General features: G+C 62.2%; 19 protein-coding genes. 14 read left to right on the forward strand and 5 right to left on the reverse strand.

Features of this window, described 5'->3' with window-relative positions; translation table 11 throughout:
• Positions 1-7 precede the first annotated feature (7 nt).
• The 3 genes from NKH05_RS21925 to NKH05_RS21935 are packed head-to-tail and all read left to right on the forward strand — an operon-like array spanning position 8 to position 2,447.
• On the forward strand, positions 8-508 hold the full coding sequence (locus NKH05_RS21925) for a hypothetical protein (RefSeq protein WP_031193518.1): 501 nt from the start codon (positions 8-10) through the stop codon (positions 506-508).
• Positions 509-567: 59 nt separating this feature from the next.
• A complete protein-coding gene (purB, locus tag NKH05_RS21930) occupies positions 568-1,875 on the forward strand; it encodes an adenylosuccinate lyase (protein ID WP_023717395.1) in 1,308 nt (435 codons plus the stop codon).
• The gene (locus tag NKH05_RS21935) at positions 1,875-2,447 is read left to right on the forward strand and encodes an RBBP9/YdeN family alpha/beta hydrolase (RefSeq protein ID WP_023717394.1); all 573 of its coding nucleotides are present in this window, start codon (positions 1,875-1,877) and stop codon (positions 2,445-2,447) included. Before purB ends, NKH05_RS21935 begins: the two co-directional genes overlap by 1 nt.
• A gap of 1 nt (position 2,448) precedes the next feature.
• Here the strand turns inward: NKH05_RS21935 and NKH05_RS21940 are convergent, their stop codons facing one another.
• Positions 2,449-3,261, reverse strand: a complete 813-nt coding sequence (locus tag NKH05_RS21940; RefSeq protein WP_023717393.1) for a VOC family protein — start codon at positions 3,259-3,261, stop codon at positions 2,449-2,451.
• Positions 3,262-3,532: 271 nt separating this feature from the next.
• Here NKH05_RS21940 and NKH05_RS21945 point away from each other — a divergent pair, with 271 nt between their 5' ends.
• Positions 3,533-4,081 (forward strand): RBBP9/YdeN family alpha/beta hydrolase, encoded by a 549-nt coding sequence (locus tag NKH05_RS21945; protein WP_023717392.1) that lies wholly within the window; start codon positions 3,533-3,535, stop codon positions 4,079-4,081.
• On the opposite strand, the gene NKH05_RS21950 is transcribed toward NKH05_RS21945, so the two are convergent.
• Together NKH05_RS21950 and NKH05_RS21955 are read right to left on the reverse strand one after the other, a co-directional pair.
• Positions 4,078-4,851: an HpcH/HpaI aldolase family protein gene (locus NKH05_RS21950; RefSeq protein ID WP_023717391.1), complete on the reverse strand. Its 774-nt coding sequence runs from the start codon at positions 4,849-4,851 to the stop codon at positions 4,078-4,080. The genes NKH05_RS21945 and NKH05_RS21950 overlap by 4 nt on opposite strands.
• Before the next feature lie 120 nt (positions 4,852-4,971).
• The gene (locus NKH05_RS21955) at positions 4,972-5,292 is read right to left on the reverse strand and encodes a DUF1476 domain-containing protein (protein ID WP_023717390.1); all 321 of its coding nucleotides are present in this window, start codon (positions 5,290-5,292) and stop codon (positions 4,972-4,974) included.
• Positions 5,293-5,562: 270 nt separating this feature from the next.
• On the opposite strand from NKH05_RS21955, the gene purC reads away from it, so the two are divergent.
• Genes purC through NKH05_RS21990 form a run of 7 tightly spaced genes read left to right on the forward strand, consistent with a single transcriptional unit; the run spans position 5,563 to position 9,615 of the window.
• Entirely contained in the window at positions 5,563-6,357 is a 795-nt protein-coding gene (purC, locus tag NKH05_RS21960) for a phosphoribosylaminoimidazolesuccinocarboxamide synthase (protein WP_023674725.1), read from the forward strand.
• A gap of 40 nt (positions 6,358-6,397) precedes the next feature.
• Positions 6,398-6,640 (forward strand): phosphoribosylformylglycinamidine synthase subunit PurS, encoded by a 243-nt coding sequence (purS, locus tag NKH05_RS21965; protein WP_023717389.1) that lies wholly within the window; start codon positions 6,398-6,400, stop codon positions 6,638-6,640.
• Positions 6,637-7,194: an RNA 2'-phosphotransferase gene (locus NKH05_RS21970; protein ID WP_352481308.1), complete on the forward strand. Its 558-nt coding sequence runs from the start codon at positions 6,637-6,639 to the stop codon at positions 7,192-7,194. Before purS ends, NKH05_RS21970 begins: the two co-directional genes overlap by 4 nt.
• The gene (gene purQ / locus NKH05_RS21975; RefSeq protein WP_352481169.1) at positions 7,191-7,859 is read left to right on the forward strand and encodes a phosphoribosylformylglycinamidine synthase subunit PurQ; all 669 of its coding nucleotides are present in this window, start codon (positions 7,191-7,193) and stop codon (positions 7,857-7,859) included. The genes NKH05_RS21970 and purQ overlap by 4 nt, the downstream gene beginning before the upstream one ends.
• Before the next feature lie 31 nt (positions 7,860-7,890).
• The gene (locus NKH05_RS21980; RefSeq protein WP_023717386.1) at positions 7,891-8,556 is read left to right on the forward strand and encodes a glutathione S-transferase family protein; all 666 of its coding nucleotides are present in this window, start codon (positions 7,891-7,893) and stop codon (positions 8,554-8,556) included.
• 2 nt (positions 8,557-8,558) lie between these two features.
• Complete coding sequence (locus tag NKH05_RS21985; RefSeq protein ID WP_023717385.1) at positions 8,559-8,969, forward strand: hypothetical protein; 411 nt, start codon at positions 8,559-8,561, stop codon at positions 8,967-8,969.
• A gap of 4 nt (positions 8,970-8,973) precedes the next feature.
• On the forward strand, positions 8,974-9,615 hold the full coding sequence (locus NKH05_RS21990) for a Pr6Pr family membrane protein (protein ID WP_023717384.1): 642 nt from the start codon (positions 8,974-8,976) through the stop codon (positions 9,613-9,615).
• An 18-nt stretch (positions 9,616-9,633) separates the two neighbouring features.
• Here the strand turns inward: NKH05_RS21990 and NKH05_RS21995 are convergent, their stop codons facing one another.
• Positions 9,634-9,885, reverse strand: coding sequence for a DUF1127 domain-containing protein (locus NKH05_RS21995; protein WP_023717383.1), 252 nt, complete (start codon positions 9,883-9,885; stop codon positions 9,634-9,636).
• A 93-nt stretch (positions 9,886-9,978) separates the two neighbouring features.
• On the opposite strand from NKH05_RS21995, the gene NKH05_RS22000 reads away from it, so the two are divergent.
• The 3 genes from NKH05_RS22000 to NKH05_RS22010 all read left to right on the forward strand — a co-directional run bounded on the left by NKH05_RS22000 (position 9,979) and on the right by NKH05_RS22010 (position 14,101).
• Positions 9,979-11,391 (forward strand): aminotransferase-like domain-containing protein, encoded by a 1,413-nt coding sequence (locus tag NKH05_RS22000; RefSeq protein WP_023717382.1) that lies wholly within the window; start codon positions 9,979-9,981, stop codon positions 11,389-11,391.
• Positions 11,392-11,540: 149 nt separating this feature from the next.
• A complete protein-coding gene (gene purL, locus NKH05_RS22005) occupies positions 11,541-13,781 on the forward strand; it encodes a phosphoribosylformylglycinamidine synthase subunit PurL (RefSeq protein ID WP_023717381.1) in 2,241 nt (746 codons plus the stop codon).
• A gap of 86 nt (positions 13,782-13,867) precedes the next feature.
• Positions 13,868-14,101, forward strand: a complete 234-nt coding sequence (locus NKH05_RS22010; protein WP_023674714.1) for a BolA/IbaG family iron-sulfur metabolism protein — start codon at positions 13,868-13,870, stop codon at positions 14,099-14,101.
• A 12-nt stretch (positions 14,102-14,113) separates the two neighbouring features.
• Here NKH05_RS22010 and NKH05_RS22015 read toward each other — a convergent pair whose 3' ends face one another.
• Positions 14,114-14,920, reverse strand: coding sequence for a phosphodiester glycosidase family protein (locus NKH05_RS22015; RefSeq protein ID WP_352845035.1), 807 nt, complete (start codon positions 14,918-14,920; stop codon positions 14,114-14,116).
• Positions 14,921-14,950 lie beyond the last annotated feature (30 nt).

Consider the following 14,950-nt stretch of genomic DNA (forward strand, 5'->3'; position numbering starts at 1 on the left):
CCCCGCCATGCGCTATCGCGCTCTGCGCCGTCTCCGCCGCTCCTTGCCGCCGCTGCGCACCGCTTTTGTCGGTGCCTTGTTGTGGGCCATGGCGATGGGCGCCAGCGCGCTGCTCAATCTGCAGCTGTACGATTGGGAGACCCCGGCGAAGGTCCGCTTCGTCTCGCTGCTTTATGCTGCCGGCGGCGCGCTGGCCTTCCCGGTTGGGCTGTTTCTGGCGCGACTCGTCTCCCTCGGACGCAACTGGGAGATCGCCCTCGCTGCCGCCTTCGTCTGCCTTCTCACCGTGACTATCGCCTTCACCGGCGGCCTCTTTGGGCTGCAATACCGCTCCTACTATGTCCAATGGCATGCGCCCGCGCTCACCATCACCTGGGTTTTCCAGTTCGTGTTCACGATGTTGACGGCGCTCTACCAGTTCGTCGTCCTCGGCATCCGGCTGTATTTTCCGCTCGGTTTCATTGCGCTGGCTGTCGCCAGTGTCTGGTTTGCGCGCCAGCAACGTTGAGCATTTTGCTTGCCTCTGTTAGGACGCGGGCAAATGCTCTTGCAAGTCAGGACCGACTGATGATCCCTCGCTACTCCCGGCCGGAAATGGTGGCCATCTGGTCGCCCGAAACCCGGTTCCGCATCTGGTTCGAGATCGAGGCCTACGCCTGCGACGCATTGGCCGAGCTCGGCGTCATCCCGAAGGAGGCCGCCAAGACCATTTGGGAGAAAGGCGGGGCGGCGAAATTCGATGTCGAAGCCATCGACGAGATCGAACGCGTCACCAAGCACGACGTCATCGCCTTTCTCACCCATCTTGCCGAATTCGTCGGGCCGGATGCCCGCTTCATCCATCAGGGCATGACATCCTCCGACGTTCTCGACACCTGTTTTGCCGTGCAGCTCACCCGGGCCAGCGACATCCTCCTGGCCGACATTGACGGGCTGCTTGCGGCGCTCAAGCGCCGCGCCTTCGAGCACAAGGATACGATTACCATCGGCCGCAGCCACGGCATCCATGCCGAGCCGACCACTTTCGGCGTCAAGCTGGCGCAGGCCTATGCCGAATTCTCGCGCTGCCGCGAGAGGCTGGTGCACGCACGCGAGGACATCGCCACCTGCGCCATCTCGGGTGCGGTCGGCACCTTCGCCAATATCGACCCCTATGTCGAAGAGTACGTGGCCAAGAAACTTGGGCTGAAGCCCGAGCCGGTGTCGACGCAGGTGATCCCGCGCGACCGCCATGCGATGTTCTTCGCCACGCTCGGCGTCATCGCCTCGTCGATCGAGCGGCTGGCGATCGAGATGCGCCATCTGCAGCGCACCGAGGTACTGGAGGCGGAGGAGTATTTTTCGCCCGGACAAAAGGGCTCGTCGGCGATGCCGCACAAGCGCAACCCGGTGCTGACCGAGAACCTCACCGGCCTTGCTCGCATGGTGCGCTCCTTCGCGCTGCCGGCAATGGAGAATGTGGCGCTGTGGCACGAGCGCGACATCTCGCACTCGTCGGTCGAGCGCATGATCGGGCCCGACGCGACGGTGACGCTCGATTTCGCGCTGTCACGGCTGACCAGCGTCATCGACAAACTGCTGGTCTACCCCGACAACATGCTGAAGAACATGAACAAGTTCCGCGGCCTCGTGCATTCGCAGCGCGTGCTGCTGGCGCTGACGCAAGCCGGCATTTCGCGTGAGGAAGCCTACCGGCTGGTGCAGCGCAATGCCATGAAGGTGTGGGAGCAAGGCGCTGATTTCCTTGAGGAACTTTTGGCCGACAAGGACGTTGTTGCAGCCCTGCCTGAGGCCGAGATCCGCGAGAAATTCGACTTGGGCTATCATACCAAGCATGTCGACACGATCTTCAGCCGAGTGTTCGGAGAAGCCTGATGATTTCGGCGGCCGGAGATTTCGATTTTCTTGCCCTGCCCGGCCGCGGCAATTCCGGACCGGATCATTGGATGTCGCATTGGTGCAGGGTGCTCCCCAATTCGAGCCGCGTGCTGCAGGCAGAGTGGGACCGGCCGAAGCCTGAAGACTGGATCGGCCAGGTGGATGCTGCGGTGGCCGCCGCACCGCGCCGCATCGTGCTGCTTGCACATTCGCTGGCAGTGGCGACGGCGGTGAAGTGGGCTTCCGGGGCCAGTCAAAGCCAGCTCGACAAGGTCGCGGCGGCGTTCCTGGTCGCCGCGACCAATGTCGAGGATACCGATCCCTCATTCGACGCGGTGCGCCCGTTCGCGCCGATGCCGCTGAAGCGCCTGCCCTTCCCGGCATTGGTGGTGGCGAGCCGCAGCGACCCGCGCGTCACCTTCGACAAGGCGACCGCTTTTGCCGCAGCCTGGGGCGCGGATATCGCCGATGCCGGCGATCTCGGCCATATGGGAAACGAGGCCCGCCTGGGCGTATGGCCAGCGGGCCTGCTGATGCTAGGACGCTTACTCGAGAAGGCTAACCTCTAGCCTACGCCTTACCGGGAACCGTCCTTATCACTGTGCCCCACGGATCCTCGCGGGTAGTGTCGCTCGCGGCATTGTCCGAACGCATCTCGACCCAGGCCAGGCCGGAGCGGGAGGGATCTCGGCGACCGGCACCCGGGCTCTGCCACGCATTTGCGCCAATGTGGTGATGATAGCCGCCGGACGACAGGAACACCGCCGCGCCACCATATTTTGCCACCGTGTCGAAACCGAACTCCTGGTGCCACCATGCTTCGGCTTCTTCCGGCCTGCCGACCCGCAAATGGACGTGGCCGATAATGCTGTTTTCCGGCGCGCCCTGCCAGCCGGTGTCGCCGGCCGGCACTTCGGCAACCACCGAAGGGATGTTCAGCCGCTCCGTCGCCATCGCGATCTTGTCGCCGTTCCATTTCCAGTCCTGCGGACGGCGGTCGGCATAGATCTCGATGCCGTTGCCTTCCGGGTCGGTCAGATAAAGCGCCTCGCTGACCAGATGATCGGACGCGCCCTCGATGCCAATCTTGCCGGCGATGGCGTGATTGATCCAGCGGCCGAGATCGGCCCGACTGGGTAGTAGGAAGGCGGTGTGGAAAAGACCGGCGCTGCGCGGGTCATCCGGTTTCGCAGCCGGATCCGCTTCGATGTCGAGCAAAGGACGATTGACTGCGCCGAGCGTGATCGTGCCGCCGGAGCGGCTCAGTTCCTGCAAACCGACGACTTTGCGATAGTAGGCAGCGAGATTTTCTGCATGGCGCGCCCGCAAGCCGACGCGGGCAACGCTGACCGGGGTCGTCGCGGCAAAAGGCAGTTCGCTCATCAAAGTGCTCCGTTCAGGCGGCGCTCGACAAGCTTCCAACAGAGGAACCCGGCGCCATCAATCATTCTACGCCGTGTCCGTGCCAAAATCTCGGAACAGCCATTCTTTCCTGGCGACAGATCGTCGATCGCGATCGTTCACACAAGAGCGCAAGAAGCGAACATGGTGTTCACAATAGCGAGCAGAACCGGGCTCGTGAGAGGCCGTTTGCGTGTCGCTGTTGAGTTTATACCCGGTTGCACCCGACAGCGCCTCTCGCTACATGCGCGCCATGAAAGTCAGGGAAGCAGATATTCTCATCGTGCCGGGCTACACCAATTCCGGCCCCGATCATTGGCAGAGCCGCTGGCAGTCGAAACTATCGACAGCGCGCCGCGTCGAACAGGCGGAATGGTCGAAGCCGGTGCGCGAGGATTGGACGGCCGGTGTCGCCAAGGCGGTTAACGAGGCCGAGCGGCCGGTCGTCATCGTCGCCCATTCGCTTGGCGTCGCCGCGGTCATCCAGGCCTTGTCTCGGTTCGAGCGGCCGGTCGCCGGCGCTTTTTTCGTGGCGCCGCCCGATGTCGCCAATCCAAAGATAAAGCCGAGGCACCTGATGACCTTCGGTCCCTATCCGCGTGACCCGCTGCCGTTTCCGTCGGTGGTGATCGCCAGCCGCAACGACCCGTTCTGCGCCTTCGGCGTCGCCGAGGACATTGCCGCGGCTTGGGGCTCGCTGTTCATCGACGCCGGCGATGCCGGCCATCTCAACGCGGATTCCGGCTTTGGCCCCTGGCCCGAAGGGTCGATGACGTTCGCGAAATTCCTGACGGATCTCTAGGAAGCGATTGAACCCCTGACGCTGCTCAGCAGGGTCTTTGCCCCAAGCGAAATCAGCGAATGCTCGGAACCCATCGCCAGCAGCCGGTAACCCATCGACACCACGCGACCGGCGATGGCCGGTTCCATCACATAGATCGCCGCATGCTTGCCGGCTTTGCGGGTGCGCTCGGCGATCGAGGCGACGGTCTCCATCATGCTCTCCAGCGTCGAACTGACGGTGGTTCCCTTCGACCAGGCGATCGAGAAATCCGACGGGCCGAGGAAGATCCCGTCGATACCCGGCGTGTCGAGAATGCCGTCGAGTGCATCAAGCGCGGCGCGCGTTTCGACCATGGCGAACGCCATGGTGCGCTGGTTACTGTCGCGCAGCCAGTCGGCATAATCGCCCTTGCCATGGCGCGGAAAGGCATAGGTCGGCCCCCAGGAGCGCTCGCCGAGTGGCGGGTATTTCATGGCGGCGGCAAACAGCTTTGCGTCCGCCACCGAATTCACCATCGGGGCGATCACAGCCTCGGCGCCGAAGTCGAGCGCGCGGCTGGCCATGTCGAAGCGGCCGACCGGGATGCGCACCAGCGCCGGCTTGTTGGCCGCCAGCACCGGCACAAGCCCGCGCAGCACGCTGTCCTCGTGATGGCCACCATGCTGCATGTCGAGCGTAACCGCGTCGAACCCTTGTCTGGCCAATATCTCGACAGTCAGGGCATCCGGCACGCCGGACCATGCGGTGAACAGCGTCTCGTCGGCCGCCAGGCGTGACTTCAGGGACATTGGTGATTTCCTCTTTGCTTGCAGCAATTCAGCCGGAAATGACCGCAAAGGCAAAGAAAAACCGCCCGGTTAGGCCGGGCGGTCGATTGGTCCAGCATTCGATCGATGTCGGTGGAAGGATCAGGTGTTCTTGATCTGCTCAATCGCCTGCGCCATCAATTCATCCATGGTGCGGCGGATCTGATGGTCCGACTGGTCGATGCCGGCTGCATCGAAATCCTTGCGTATCTTGCGGAAAACGTCGTGATCGCCGGCTTCCTCGATGTCGCTGACGACCACTTCCCTGGCATAGGCGTCGGCCTCGGCGCCTGACTTGCCGAGCTTTTCGGCAGCCCACAGGCCGAGCGCTCTGTTGCGGCGTGCCGCAGCCTTGAATCGAAGTTCCTCGTCGAATGCGAATTTGCGCTCAAAGCCCTCTTCGCGGTCTTTCATGCTGCTCATGGCATCCCTCCGTGAAATCCGATTCGTTGTGCCAATATGTGTTGCCGGAGCACAAACCAAAAGGGCGCCGGCCGGTCAATATGCTACATTGCCTGCTGCGCTGCGGCATTTCGGTCCCCGAAAGCGGTTGATTGAAAGGATTTGCCGATTGAGCAAACAGTGCGATTGGGATAGACACCGGCATTGAACCCCACCGTCGCCATCTTATTTTAGGCAGACGGACAGGAACTGGTCGCTTGCCGCCTGCCCGCAAATCCAGAGAAAAATCAGATGAAAAATCGCCGCCGCATTTATGAAGGCAAGGCCAAGATCCTTTATGAGGGACCGGAGCCTGGCACGCTGATCCAGTTCTTCAAGGACGACGCCACCGCTTTCAACAAGAAGAAGCATGAAATCGTCGATGGCAAAGGCGTGCTCAACAACCGCATTTCCGAGCACATCTTCAATCATCTCAACCGGATGGGCATTCCGACCCACTTCATCCGCCGGCTCAACATGCGCGAGCAGCTGATCAAGGAAGTCGAGATCATCCCGCTCGAAGTGGTGGTGCGCAACGTCGCCGCCGGCTCGCTGGCCAAGCGCTTGGGCATCGAGGAAGGCACCGTGCTGCCGCGCTCGATCATCGAATTCTATTACAAGGCCGATGCGCTCGACGATCCGATGGTATCGGAAGAGCACATCACCGCCTTCGGCTGGGCGAGCCCGCAGGAGATCGACGACGTCATGGCGCTGGCCATTCGCGTCAACGACTTCCTTTCCGGCCTGTTCATGGGCGTCGGGATCCAGCTCGTCGATTTCAAAATCGAATGCGGCCGCCTGTTCGAAGGCGATATGATGCGCATCGTCGTCGCCGACGAGATCTCGCCGGATTCCTGCCGGCTGTGGGACGTGGCGACCCAGGACAAGCTCGACAAGGACCGCTTCCGCCGCGACATGGGCGGGCTCGTCGAAGCCTATCAGGAAGTTGCCCGCCGCCTCGGCATCATGAACGAGAACGAACCGCCGCGCCCTGCCGGACCGGTGCTCGTCGCATCGACCGACGGTGTCAAAGGCAAGCCGCACTGACGGCTTGCCCGCTCAACAGGTGAACAGGAGCATGTCCAGCGTGATCAAGGCCCGCATTACCGTAACCCTCAAGAACGGCGTGCTCGACCCACAAGGCAAGGCAATCGAGCATGCGCTTTCCGGAATGGGTTTCGGCGGCGTCGGCCAGGTGCGGCAAGGCAAGGTTTTCGATATCGAGCTTGCCGAGGGCGACAAGGCCAAGGCCGAGGCCGATCTGAAAGCTATGTGCGACAAGCTTCTGGCGAATACGGTGATTGAGAATTACGCGGTGGAGATCGGCTGAGCTTGTCGAAAGACATCCAGATATCGAAGTTCATGAGTCTTGTTTTACGCCATGCTCCCCATGAAGCGGGGCTGACTTTGGATGAGAACGGTTGGACTGATTTCAACAAACTTTGCGCGGCGATTCAGGCGAAGTTCGGCACATCCGCCGCCGAGGTTGTTCGGATCATCGACGAGAACCCGAAAAAGCGCTTTGCAATCGACGGTGATCGTGTCCGTGCGGTTCAAGGCCACAGTGTCGAGATTGATCTCGGCCTGTCGCCATCAATTCCTCCAACAGTCTTATATCACGGCACCAAGGAAGAGTTTCTCCCCAGCATCTTACGAGAAGGCTTGATCAGCCAGTCTCGGCAGCACGTTCATTTGTCAAAAGACATTGAAACAGCTGTGATCGTCGCACAGCGCCGCAAGGGGAGAAGTGTTATCCTGCGGATCGACTCGGAAAACATGGCCAAAAACGGCGCCTTATTTTTTCTTTCCGAAAATGGCGTCTGGCTGACCAGCCATGTTTTGCCGCGATATCTGTTCCAACTCAACGAGCATGAATTCTCATGAAATCAGCCGTCGTCCTGCTCCCCGGCCTTAATCGCGACCGTGACATGATCGCGGCGCTGACCAAGATTTCCGGCACGCCGCCGGTCACCGTCTGGCAGACCGACACTGAAATTCCCGATGTCGACCTGATCGCCATTCCCGGCGGCTTTTCCTTTGGCGATTATCTGCGCTGCGGCGCTATTGCCGCGCGCATGCCGGTGATGCGGGCTGTGGCCGAAAAGGCGGCCAAGGGCGTCACGGTCATCGGCGTCTGCAACGGCTTCCAGATCCTGGTCGAGGCCGGCCTGTTGCCGGGTGCATTGATGCGCAACACCTCGCTGAAATTCGTCTGCCGGCAAGTCAAGCTGCAGATCGCCAATGCCAACACGATGTTCACCCGCCGCTATCAGCCGGGCCAGGTCATCCGCGCGCCGGTGGCGCATCATGACGGCAATTATTTTGCTGATGCCGAAACGCTGGCCCGCCTCGAAGGCGAAGGCCAGGTGGTGTTCCGATATGCCGAAGGCACCAATCCCAACGGCTCGATCAACGACATTGCCGGCATTGTCAACGGCCGTGGCAATGTGCTCGGCCTGATGCCGCATCCCGAGAACCTGATTGAAGCGGCGCATGGCGGCAGCGACGGCCGGGCGCTGTTCGAAAGCGCGCTGGGCATCGCCGCTTGATGCATTCAATCTTCCTCCTGGAGCGACGGTCATGAAACTCTATTCGCGACCGCTGTCGCCCTATTCGTCGATCGTGCGGGCGCTGGCCTACATCAAGAACGTGCCGCTCAAGGTCATTGCACCGCCGCCTGGGTTTCCCATTCCCGAGGCATTCCGTGCCATCTCCCCGCTCAACCGGATTCCAGTGCTGATCACCGGCTCGGGCGAAACGATCGTCGAATCCGTGGTCATTGCCGAATATCTGGAGGAGCGCTTTCCCGAGCCAGCGCTGCTGCCCAAGGATTCGAAAGACCGGGCGTTGGTGCGCATGTTCGCCCGCATCACCGACCTTGACGTGCTCGCCCCAACGATGAAGCTGTTCGAGCTCTATTTCGTGCCGCAGCGCAACGAGGCGGACATCAAGGCACAGTTCGCCCGATTGCATCACGGGCTTGCGGCAATCGAGGCCCGCATGGCGCATGGCCCGTTCGCGCTCGGCGACGACATCTCCTTCGCCGATGCGTGGCTGACGCCGACCCGCTTCGTCTTCAACAATTTCAGGGCGACGATCGGCCGCCCCGACCTGCTTGACGCCTATCCGAAATTCGATGCCTATGAGCAAATCGCCTTGCAGCATCCGGCGCTGTCGCGCGTCTGGGGTGAGATGACAGACGGTCTGAAGATCTTTCTGTCCGAACTCGAGATGGGCGCCGCTTGACCATGCGATTGACACTCGCCCGCCTCGCCGTCGCTACTGCCGCCGGGCTTGTACTCGCCTCATGCCAGTCAAGCCCGAAGAGCACGCCGGCGCCGGCGGGCAAGAGCGCGTCACTGCTTGCCATGGAGCAGGTGGCAATAGCTGCCCACAAATGCTGGATCGCCAGCAAGGACCCTGCCTTCAAATCCTATCAGATGGCCAACGAGCTGAATTCGTTCAGCGGCACGCCGCGCTTCCTGCTGGTGCCGGCCAAACATTATGGCGGAAAGCCGTTGCTGGTCGTGCAGGCGCAAGGCAATTCGAGCCGCGTCGACGTGTTCGGCCCATTGATGGCGGAACCGCTCGGCGGCCGCATCGGCTCGGACATTGCCCGCTGGCAGGCCGGCAATCCGGCCTGTGGCGCTGCTGCCTAGCCCAATGGGTCGCTTGCTGCAGATCACCGGTCTGGTCGTCGGCCTGGCCGGGCTCGTCCTGCAGCTCTGCATCACCGTCCCGGCATCAATGGAAGCCGGCCGCGGCTTTGTCGGCTCGCTGGTCTTCTATTTCAGCTTCTTCACCATCCTGACCAACATCGGCGCGGTGCTCGTCCATGCCTCGTTGCTGTCGTCGACGGGTTATGCCTGGTTTCCGGCCTTTGCCGGGCCACGGATAGGGGCGGGCGTAGCCGTCGCCATAAGCCTGGTCCTCATTATCTACGCCACGGTCCTGGCGCAGCTTTGGCAGCCGCAAGGGCTGTTCCTGCTCTGCGACGTGCTCCTGCACTATGTGACGCCGGTGGTGTTCGTGCTGTGGTGGCTTGTGGCGGGCGCCGACGGCTCGACGCGATGGCGTGACATCTCGTGGTGGATGATCTATCCGATCGCCTATCTGGCCTACGCGCTGCTGCGGGCGCCGATCGTCGGCGAAGTACCCTATCCATTCCTCGACGTCTCCAAACACGGGGCGGCCAGCGTCGCCGTCTCGGCTCTGGCCATCACCGGGCTTTTTCTGGTTCTGTGTATCGTGGCCGTGCTTGTGGACCACGGCGTATCGAGGCTCAGGGCGGCGGGCGTCCGCTAAAGTGCGGTGCCTCAACCCTCAGTCCCAGAACGGCCTGAGGCCCTCACGATGGGCATCACAACGCGTAATGCCTATGTCCTTGAGCTGGTCGTCGGTCATCTCGAGCAGGACCAGCCGGCTGCGCCGACGATCCATTAGCCTGCCAATCCATCTCGCGAAGGATCCGAGCGTACGCACCAGCCGACTAACATAGGTTGGCCGGCCTAACGGAGGCGCCACCTGCATCTGCAATTCAGCCCTAACGGGGCGGATTGTCTCTATTGTAGCCATTTTCTTTCTGCCAAAACTTCGGATTGTACCCTTCTCGCCGCCGATCTGATATGTATTGACTCACATCCTGGTGCAATGTAAAAAATTGTCACCATGACAACTTGGCTTCCAGATCTTACCGCGGGTACCGGCCCGCTCTATCAGCGGCTTGCCGATTCCATCGAGACGGACATCGACCGCGGCCTGATCGGTGCAGGGGCAAAGCTGCCGCCGCAGCGCGATCTGGCATACGACATCGGCACGACCGTCGGCACCGTCGGCAGGGCCTATCAATTGCTGCGCGAGCGGGGATTGGTCAGCGGCGAGGTGGGCCGCGGAACCTATGTTCTCGCTCAGCAGTCGGAAAGCGCAAAGCCGGATTTCCTGGAGCCGGTCGAACAAGGCACGCGCTATATGGATGCGCCCGGCGACAAGATGCGCTTCGATAGCACCGCCGCACCGGATGTCGGCCAGGGTGCCATCGTCGCCGATGTGTTGACACGCACGGCGCAAGACCATCCGCATGAGATTTCAAGCTACACGCGTGATTTCCCGGACCGCTGGTTCGAGGCCGGCAGGCGCTGGCTGTCGCGCAATTCCTATCGCCCGGCGGCGGATGCCATTGTCCCCACGCTCGGCACCCACGCCGCGGTGATGGCAACAATTGCGGGGCTCACCGCCCCCGGCGACTATGTCGTCTTCGAGCACCTCACCTATTCGCAGATCTCCCGCAGCGCCGGCCTGATCGGTCGCCGGACCGCACTGGTGGCGGCTGACGACGAGGGCATCGATCCCCAGGATTTCGAGCGCGTCTGCGCACAAAAGCACCCGAAGATGATGTTTTTGATGCCGACGGCCAAGAACCCGACGCTGACAACGCTGTCGGCATCGCGCCGCGAGGCAATCGCGCATGTCGCCCGTCAATATAACGTCGTCTTGATCGAGGACGATCTCTATGGCGGACTGACCGACGACCCGACGCCTTTACTGGCCGAATATGCTCCCGAACGGACCATCGTTGCCGGCGGCCTGTCGAAATCGGTCGCGGCGGGTGTTCGCGGCGGTTGGCTCGCTTGCCCGCCGGCCTATCGTCACCGCATCCGGGTTGCCCATAAGATGATGACGGGCGGCCTGCCCTTTCTGCTGGCGGAGGTGGGCAGCCGGCTGGTGTTGTCCGGTCAGGCCGCCGAGATGCGCAAGCGCAGCATTGCCGAGATCGGTGCGCGCATCGCGATCGTGCGCGAGACACTCGACGGCTTCGACTTCAAGGCGCTGGATAATGTGCCGTTCGTCTGGCTCACTTTGCCGGACCCATGGCTTTCCGGCACTTTCAAACAGGCTTGCCTCGAACATGGCGTGCTCATCGACGACGAGGACGAGTTCAAGGCGGGGCGTTCCGAACAGGCCTTTCACGGCGTGCGGTTTGGCATCTCGCAGCCGCGACAGCGGGACGATATTGCGCACGGCGTCGCTGTGATCCGGCGGCTTCTGGACGAAGGCCGCGCCGGCTACGACAGCTTTTCCTGAACCGGCTTGAAACCGGCGGGTCGAGTGGCGATCTTCCGCTACTTGCGGCAAGCTGTTGCTTTCCGTCGTTTTAGTCATCCGACGGGGTGTATCGGCTGCAAAGCTTGCGATAAGACGGGACTCGATCCCAAGGACACAAATTGCCGATCATGACCATTTCCAATTCCGTGCCGATCACTCCGGAACTCATTGCCGCGCACGGGCTGAAGCCCGACGAGTACCAACGCATCCTCGACCTGGTCGGGCGCGAGCCGAGCTTTACCGAACTCGGTATTTTTTCCGCGATGTGGAACGAGCATTGTTCCTACAAATCCTCGAAAAAATGGCTGCGTACGCTGCCGACCACCGGGCCGCAAGTCATCCAGGGCCCGGGCGAGAATGCCGGCGTGGTCGACATCGGCGACGGCGACTGCGTCGTCTTCAAGATGGAGAGCCATAACCATCCCTCATATATCGAGCCTTATCAGGGAGCGGCGACCGGCGTCGGCGGCATCCTGCGCGATGTCTTCACCATGGGCGCGCGGCCGATCGCGGCGATGAACGCGCTGCGCTTCGGTGCGCCGGATCATCCCAAAACCAGGCACCTCGTTGCCGGCGTCGTTTCCGGCGTCGGTGGCTATGGCAATTCCTTCGGCGTGCCGACGGTCGGCGGCGAGGTCAATTTCGACGCCCGCTACAATGGCAATATCCTGGTCAATGCGTTTGCCGCGGGCCTCGCGAAGACGGACGCAATCTTTTTGTCCGAGGCCAAGGGCGTCGGCCTGCCGGTCGTCTATCTCGGCGCCAAGACCGGTCGCGACGGCGTCGGCGGCGCCACCATGGCCTCGGCCGAATTCGACGACAAGATCGACGAGAAGCGGCCCACGGTCCAGGTTGGCGATCCCTTCACCGAAAAATGCCTGCTCGAAGCCTGCCTCGAACTGATGGCGTCCGGCGCCGTTATTGCCATCCAGGACATGGGTGCCGCTGGTCTCACCTGCTCGGCGGTCGAAATGGGCGCCAAGGGCGACCTCGGCATTGAGCTCGATCTCGACAAGGTGCCGGTGCGTGAAGAGCGCATGAGCGCTTATGAGATGATGCTTTCGGAGAGCCAGGAGCGCATGCTGATGGTGCTGCGCCCCGAAAAGGAAAAACAGGCCGAGGCGATCTTCCACAAATGGGGCCTCGACTTTGCCATCGTCGGCAAGACCACCGACGATCTGCGCTTCCGCGTGCTGCACCAGGGCGACGAGGTCGCCAACCTGCCGATCAAGGATCTCGGCGACCAGGCGCCGGAATATGACCGTCCCTGGGTCGAGCCGAAGAAGCCGGCGCCATTGGGCGCCGGCGATGCACCGCAAACCGATGTGGCCGAGGCTTTGCTGAAGCTGCTTGGCGGGCCGGACCTGTCCTCGCGCCGCTGGGTGTGGGAGCAGTACGACACGCTGATCCAAGGCAATTCGTTGCAGCTTCCCGGCGGCGATGCCGGCGTCGTGCGGATCGACGGTCATCCGACCAAGGCGCTCGCCTTCTCCTCCGACGTGACGCCGCGCTATTGCGAGGCCGACCCCTACGAGGGAGGCAAGCAGGCGGTGGCCGAATGCTGGCGCAATCTTACCGCCACCGGTGCCTTGCCGCTCGCGGCCACCGACAACCTTAATTTCGGCAATCCGGAACGGCCGGAGATCATGGGTCAGTTGGTCGGCGCGGTGAAAGGTATTGGCGATGCCTGCAGGGCGCTGGGCTTCCCGATCGTCTCCGGCAACGTCTCGCTCTACAATGAGACCAACGGCCAAGGCATACTGCCGACACCAACCATCGGCGGCGTCGGGCTGATTGCCGATTGGTCGAAAATGGTGCGGATCGGCTTTGCCGCCGAAGGCCAGATGATCGTGCTGGTCGGCGCACCGACCATGTGGGGCACGCATCTTGGCCAATCGGTCTATATGCGCGACATCCATGGCCGTGCCGACGGCCCGCCGCCGCCCGTCGATCTCGATCACGAAAAGCGCGTCGGTGACCATGTGCGGGCGCTGATTGCGTCGGGCGTCGTTACCGCGGCGCATGACGTTTCCGATGGCGGCATCGCGGTGGCGTTGGCCGAGATGGCGATGGCCTCCGGCATCGGCGCGACCATCCCCGGCCTGATCGGCACCGATCCGATCCCGGTCTGGTTCGGCGAGGATCAGGGCCGCTATCTGCTGACGCTGTCGATCGACCCGCAGAGCGAGGCGTGGGATGCCATTCGCGAACAGCAAAGCAAGCTCGGCATTTTTGCACCGTGGATCGGCTCGACCGGCGGCAGCGAACTGAAGCTGGGCGAGGCACGTGCGATACCGGTCAGTGAATTGACCGCTGCCCACGAATCCTGGTTCCCTCGCTTCATGGCAAATGAGGTCGTGGACCCGTGATGTGATCGAGTGGAGCCGTTTCACTGTGGTTCATCCGCCGTTTCGACCATATCTATGAGTTCACGACCTGAACAAGGAATCCTCGCATGGCAATGGACGCCCACGACATCGAACGGCTGATCAAGGAAGGCATTCCGGACGCCAAGGTGACGATTCGCGACCTGGCCGGCGATGGCGACCATTATGCGGCGGAGGTGGTGGCCGAAAGCTTTCGCGGCAAAAGCCGCGTCCAGCAGCACCAGATGGTCTATGACGCGCTGAAGGGCAACATGGGCGGCGTGCTGCACGCGCTTGCCCTGCAGACCAGCGTGCCGGACTAAACTCCCGTCCAGTTACCGGCTCGCAAGCGCCTTGCCGGTCACGGCAATGATCGGCCCGGCCGGATAGTTTCCACCAACAATCATCCGCTCGCCATTCGACAGCGCCGAAACGACCCCGTCGAAGAAAAGCGCATTGGGGCAAGTGAGCGCATCTCGAAACAGCCGTGCGAAGCTGCCGAGGCTGACTTGAGAGCGCGAGATCGCCAGCACGACGGTGTTTTCGTCACGCACGCCGACGCCATTGCGGATATAGCGCGATGTGCCGTTCTGCTCGAATCGAGGATGAAGCCGTCCGTCGATCACCAGCATCGGGCCGGATTGCGTTGCGACCATCACGTCCGGCCTGGCCGCGGCATAGGCACTTGTCTCCATGACCGCCGCCTTGCCGTCCTTGCGGACCACGAACACGCCATTCGGTTTCAGGAAGAAATTGCCTTCGCTGTCGGCGACGTTGAGCGGCGCCTTCTCCCGGCCGTCTTCGACGAGAAGGCCGACTGGGGTCAGATCTTGGTGATACATGCCGGCGTTCATGGCGAGCAGCACCGGCCGGCCCTGATCCGCCATCGCCTTGTCGAATTTGTCCAGGGAACCGAAGGCCTTGCCGTCGAGGCCTACGTGGAACACACCGATGTCATAGCGGCGCAGATCGATTTCGCAGACGACGTAGGCGGCCGCCTCGAAGCTCGCGTCGCGGCACGGCGCCGGCAATTCACCGCCGACGACGAGGGGTGGCTGTCTCGGCGACCTGGCCCACCAAATCAAGGCCAGTGCGGCGAGCAGAACGGCGAGGAGGAACCCGGCGAGATATCGTCTTTTCATCGCGCCTCGGGAAAGATGGTGGCCAACGGC

The organism is Mesorhizobium sp. M1399, assembly GCF_040317735.1.
Taxonomy (GTDB): domain Bacteria; phylum Pseudomonadota; class Alphaproteobacteria; order Rhizobiales; family Rhizobiaceae; genus Mesorhizobium.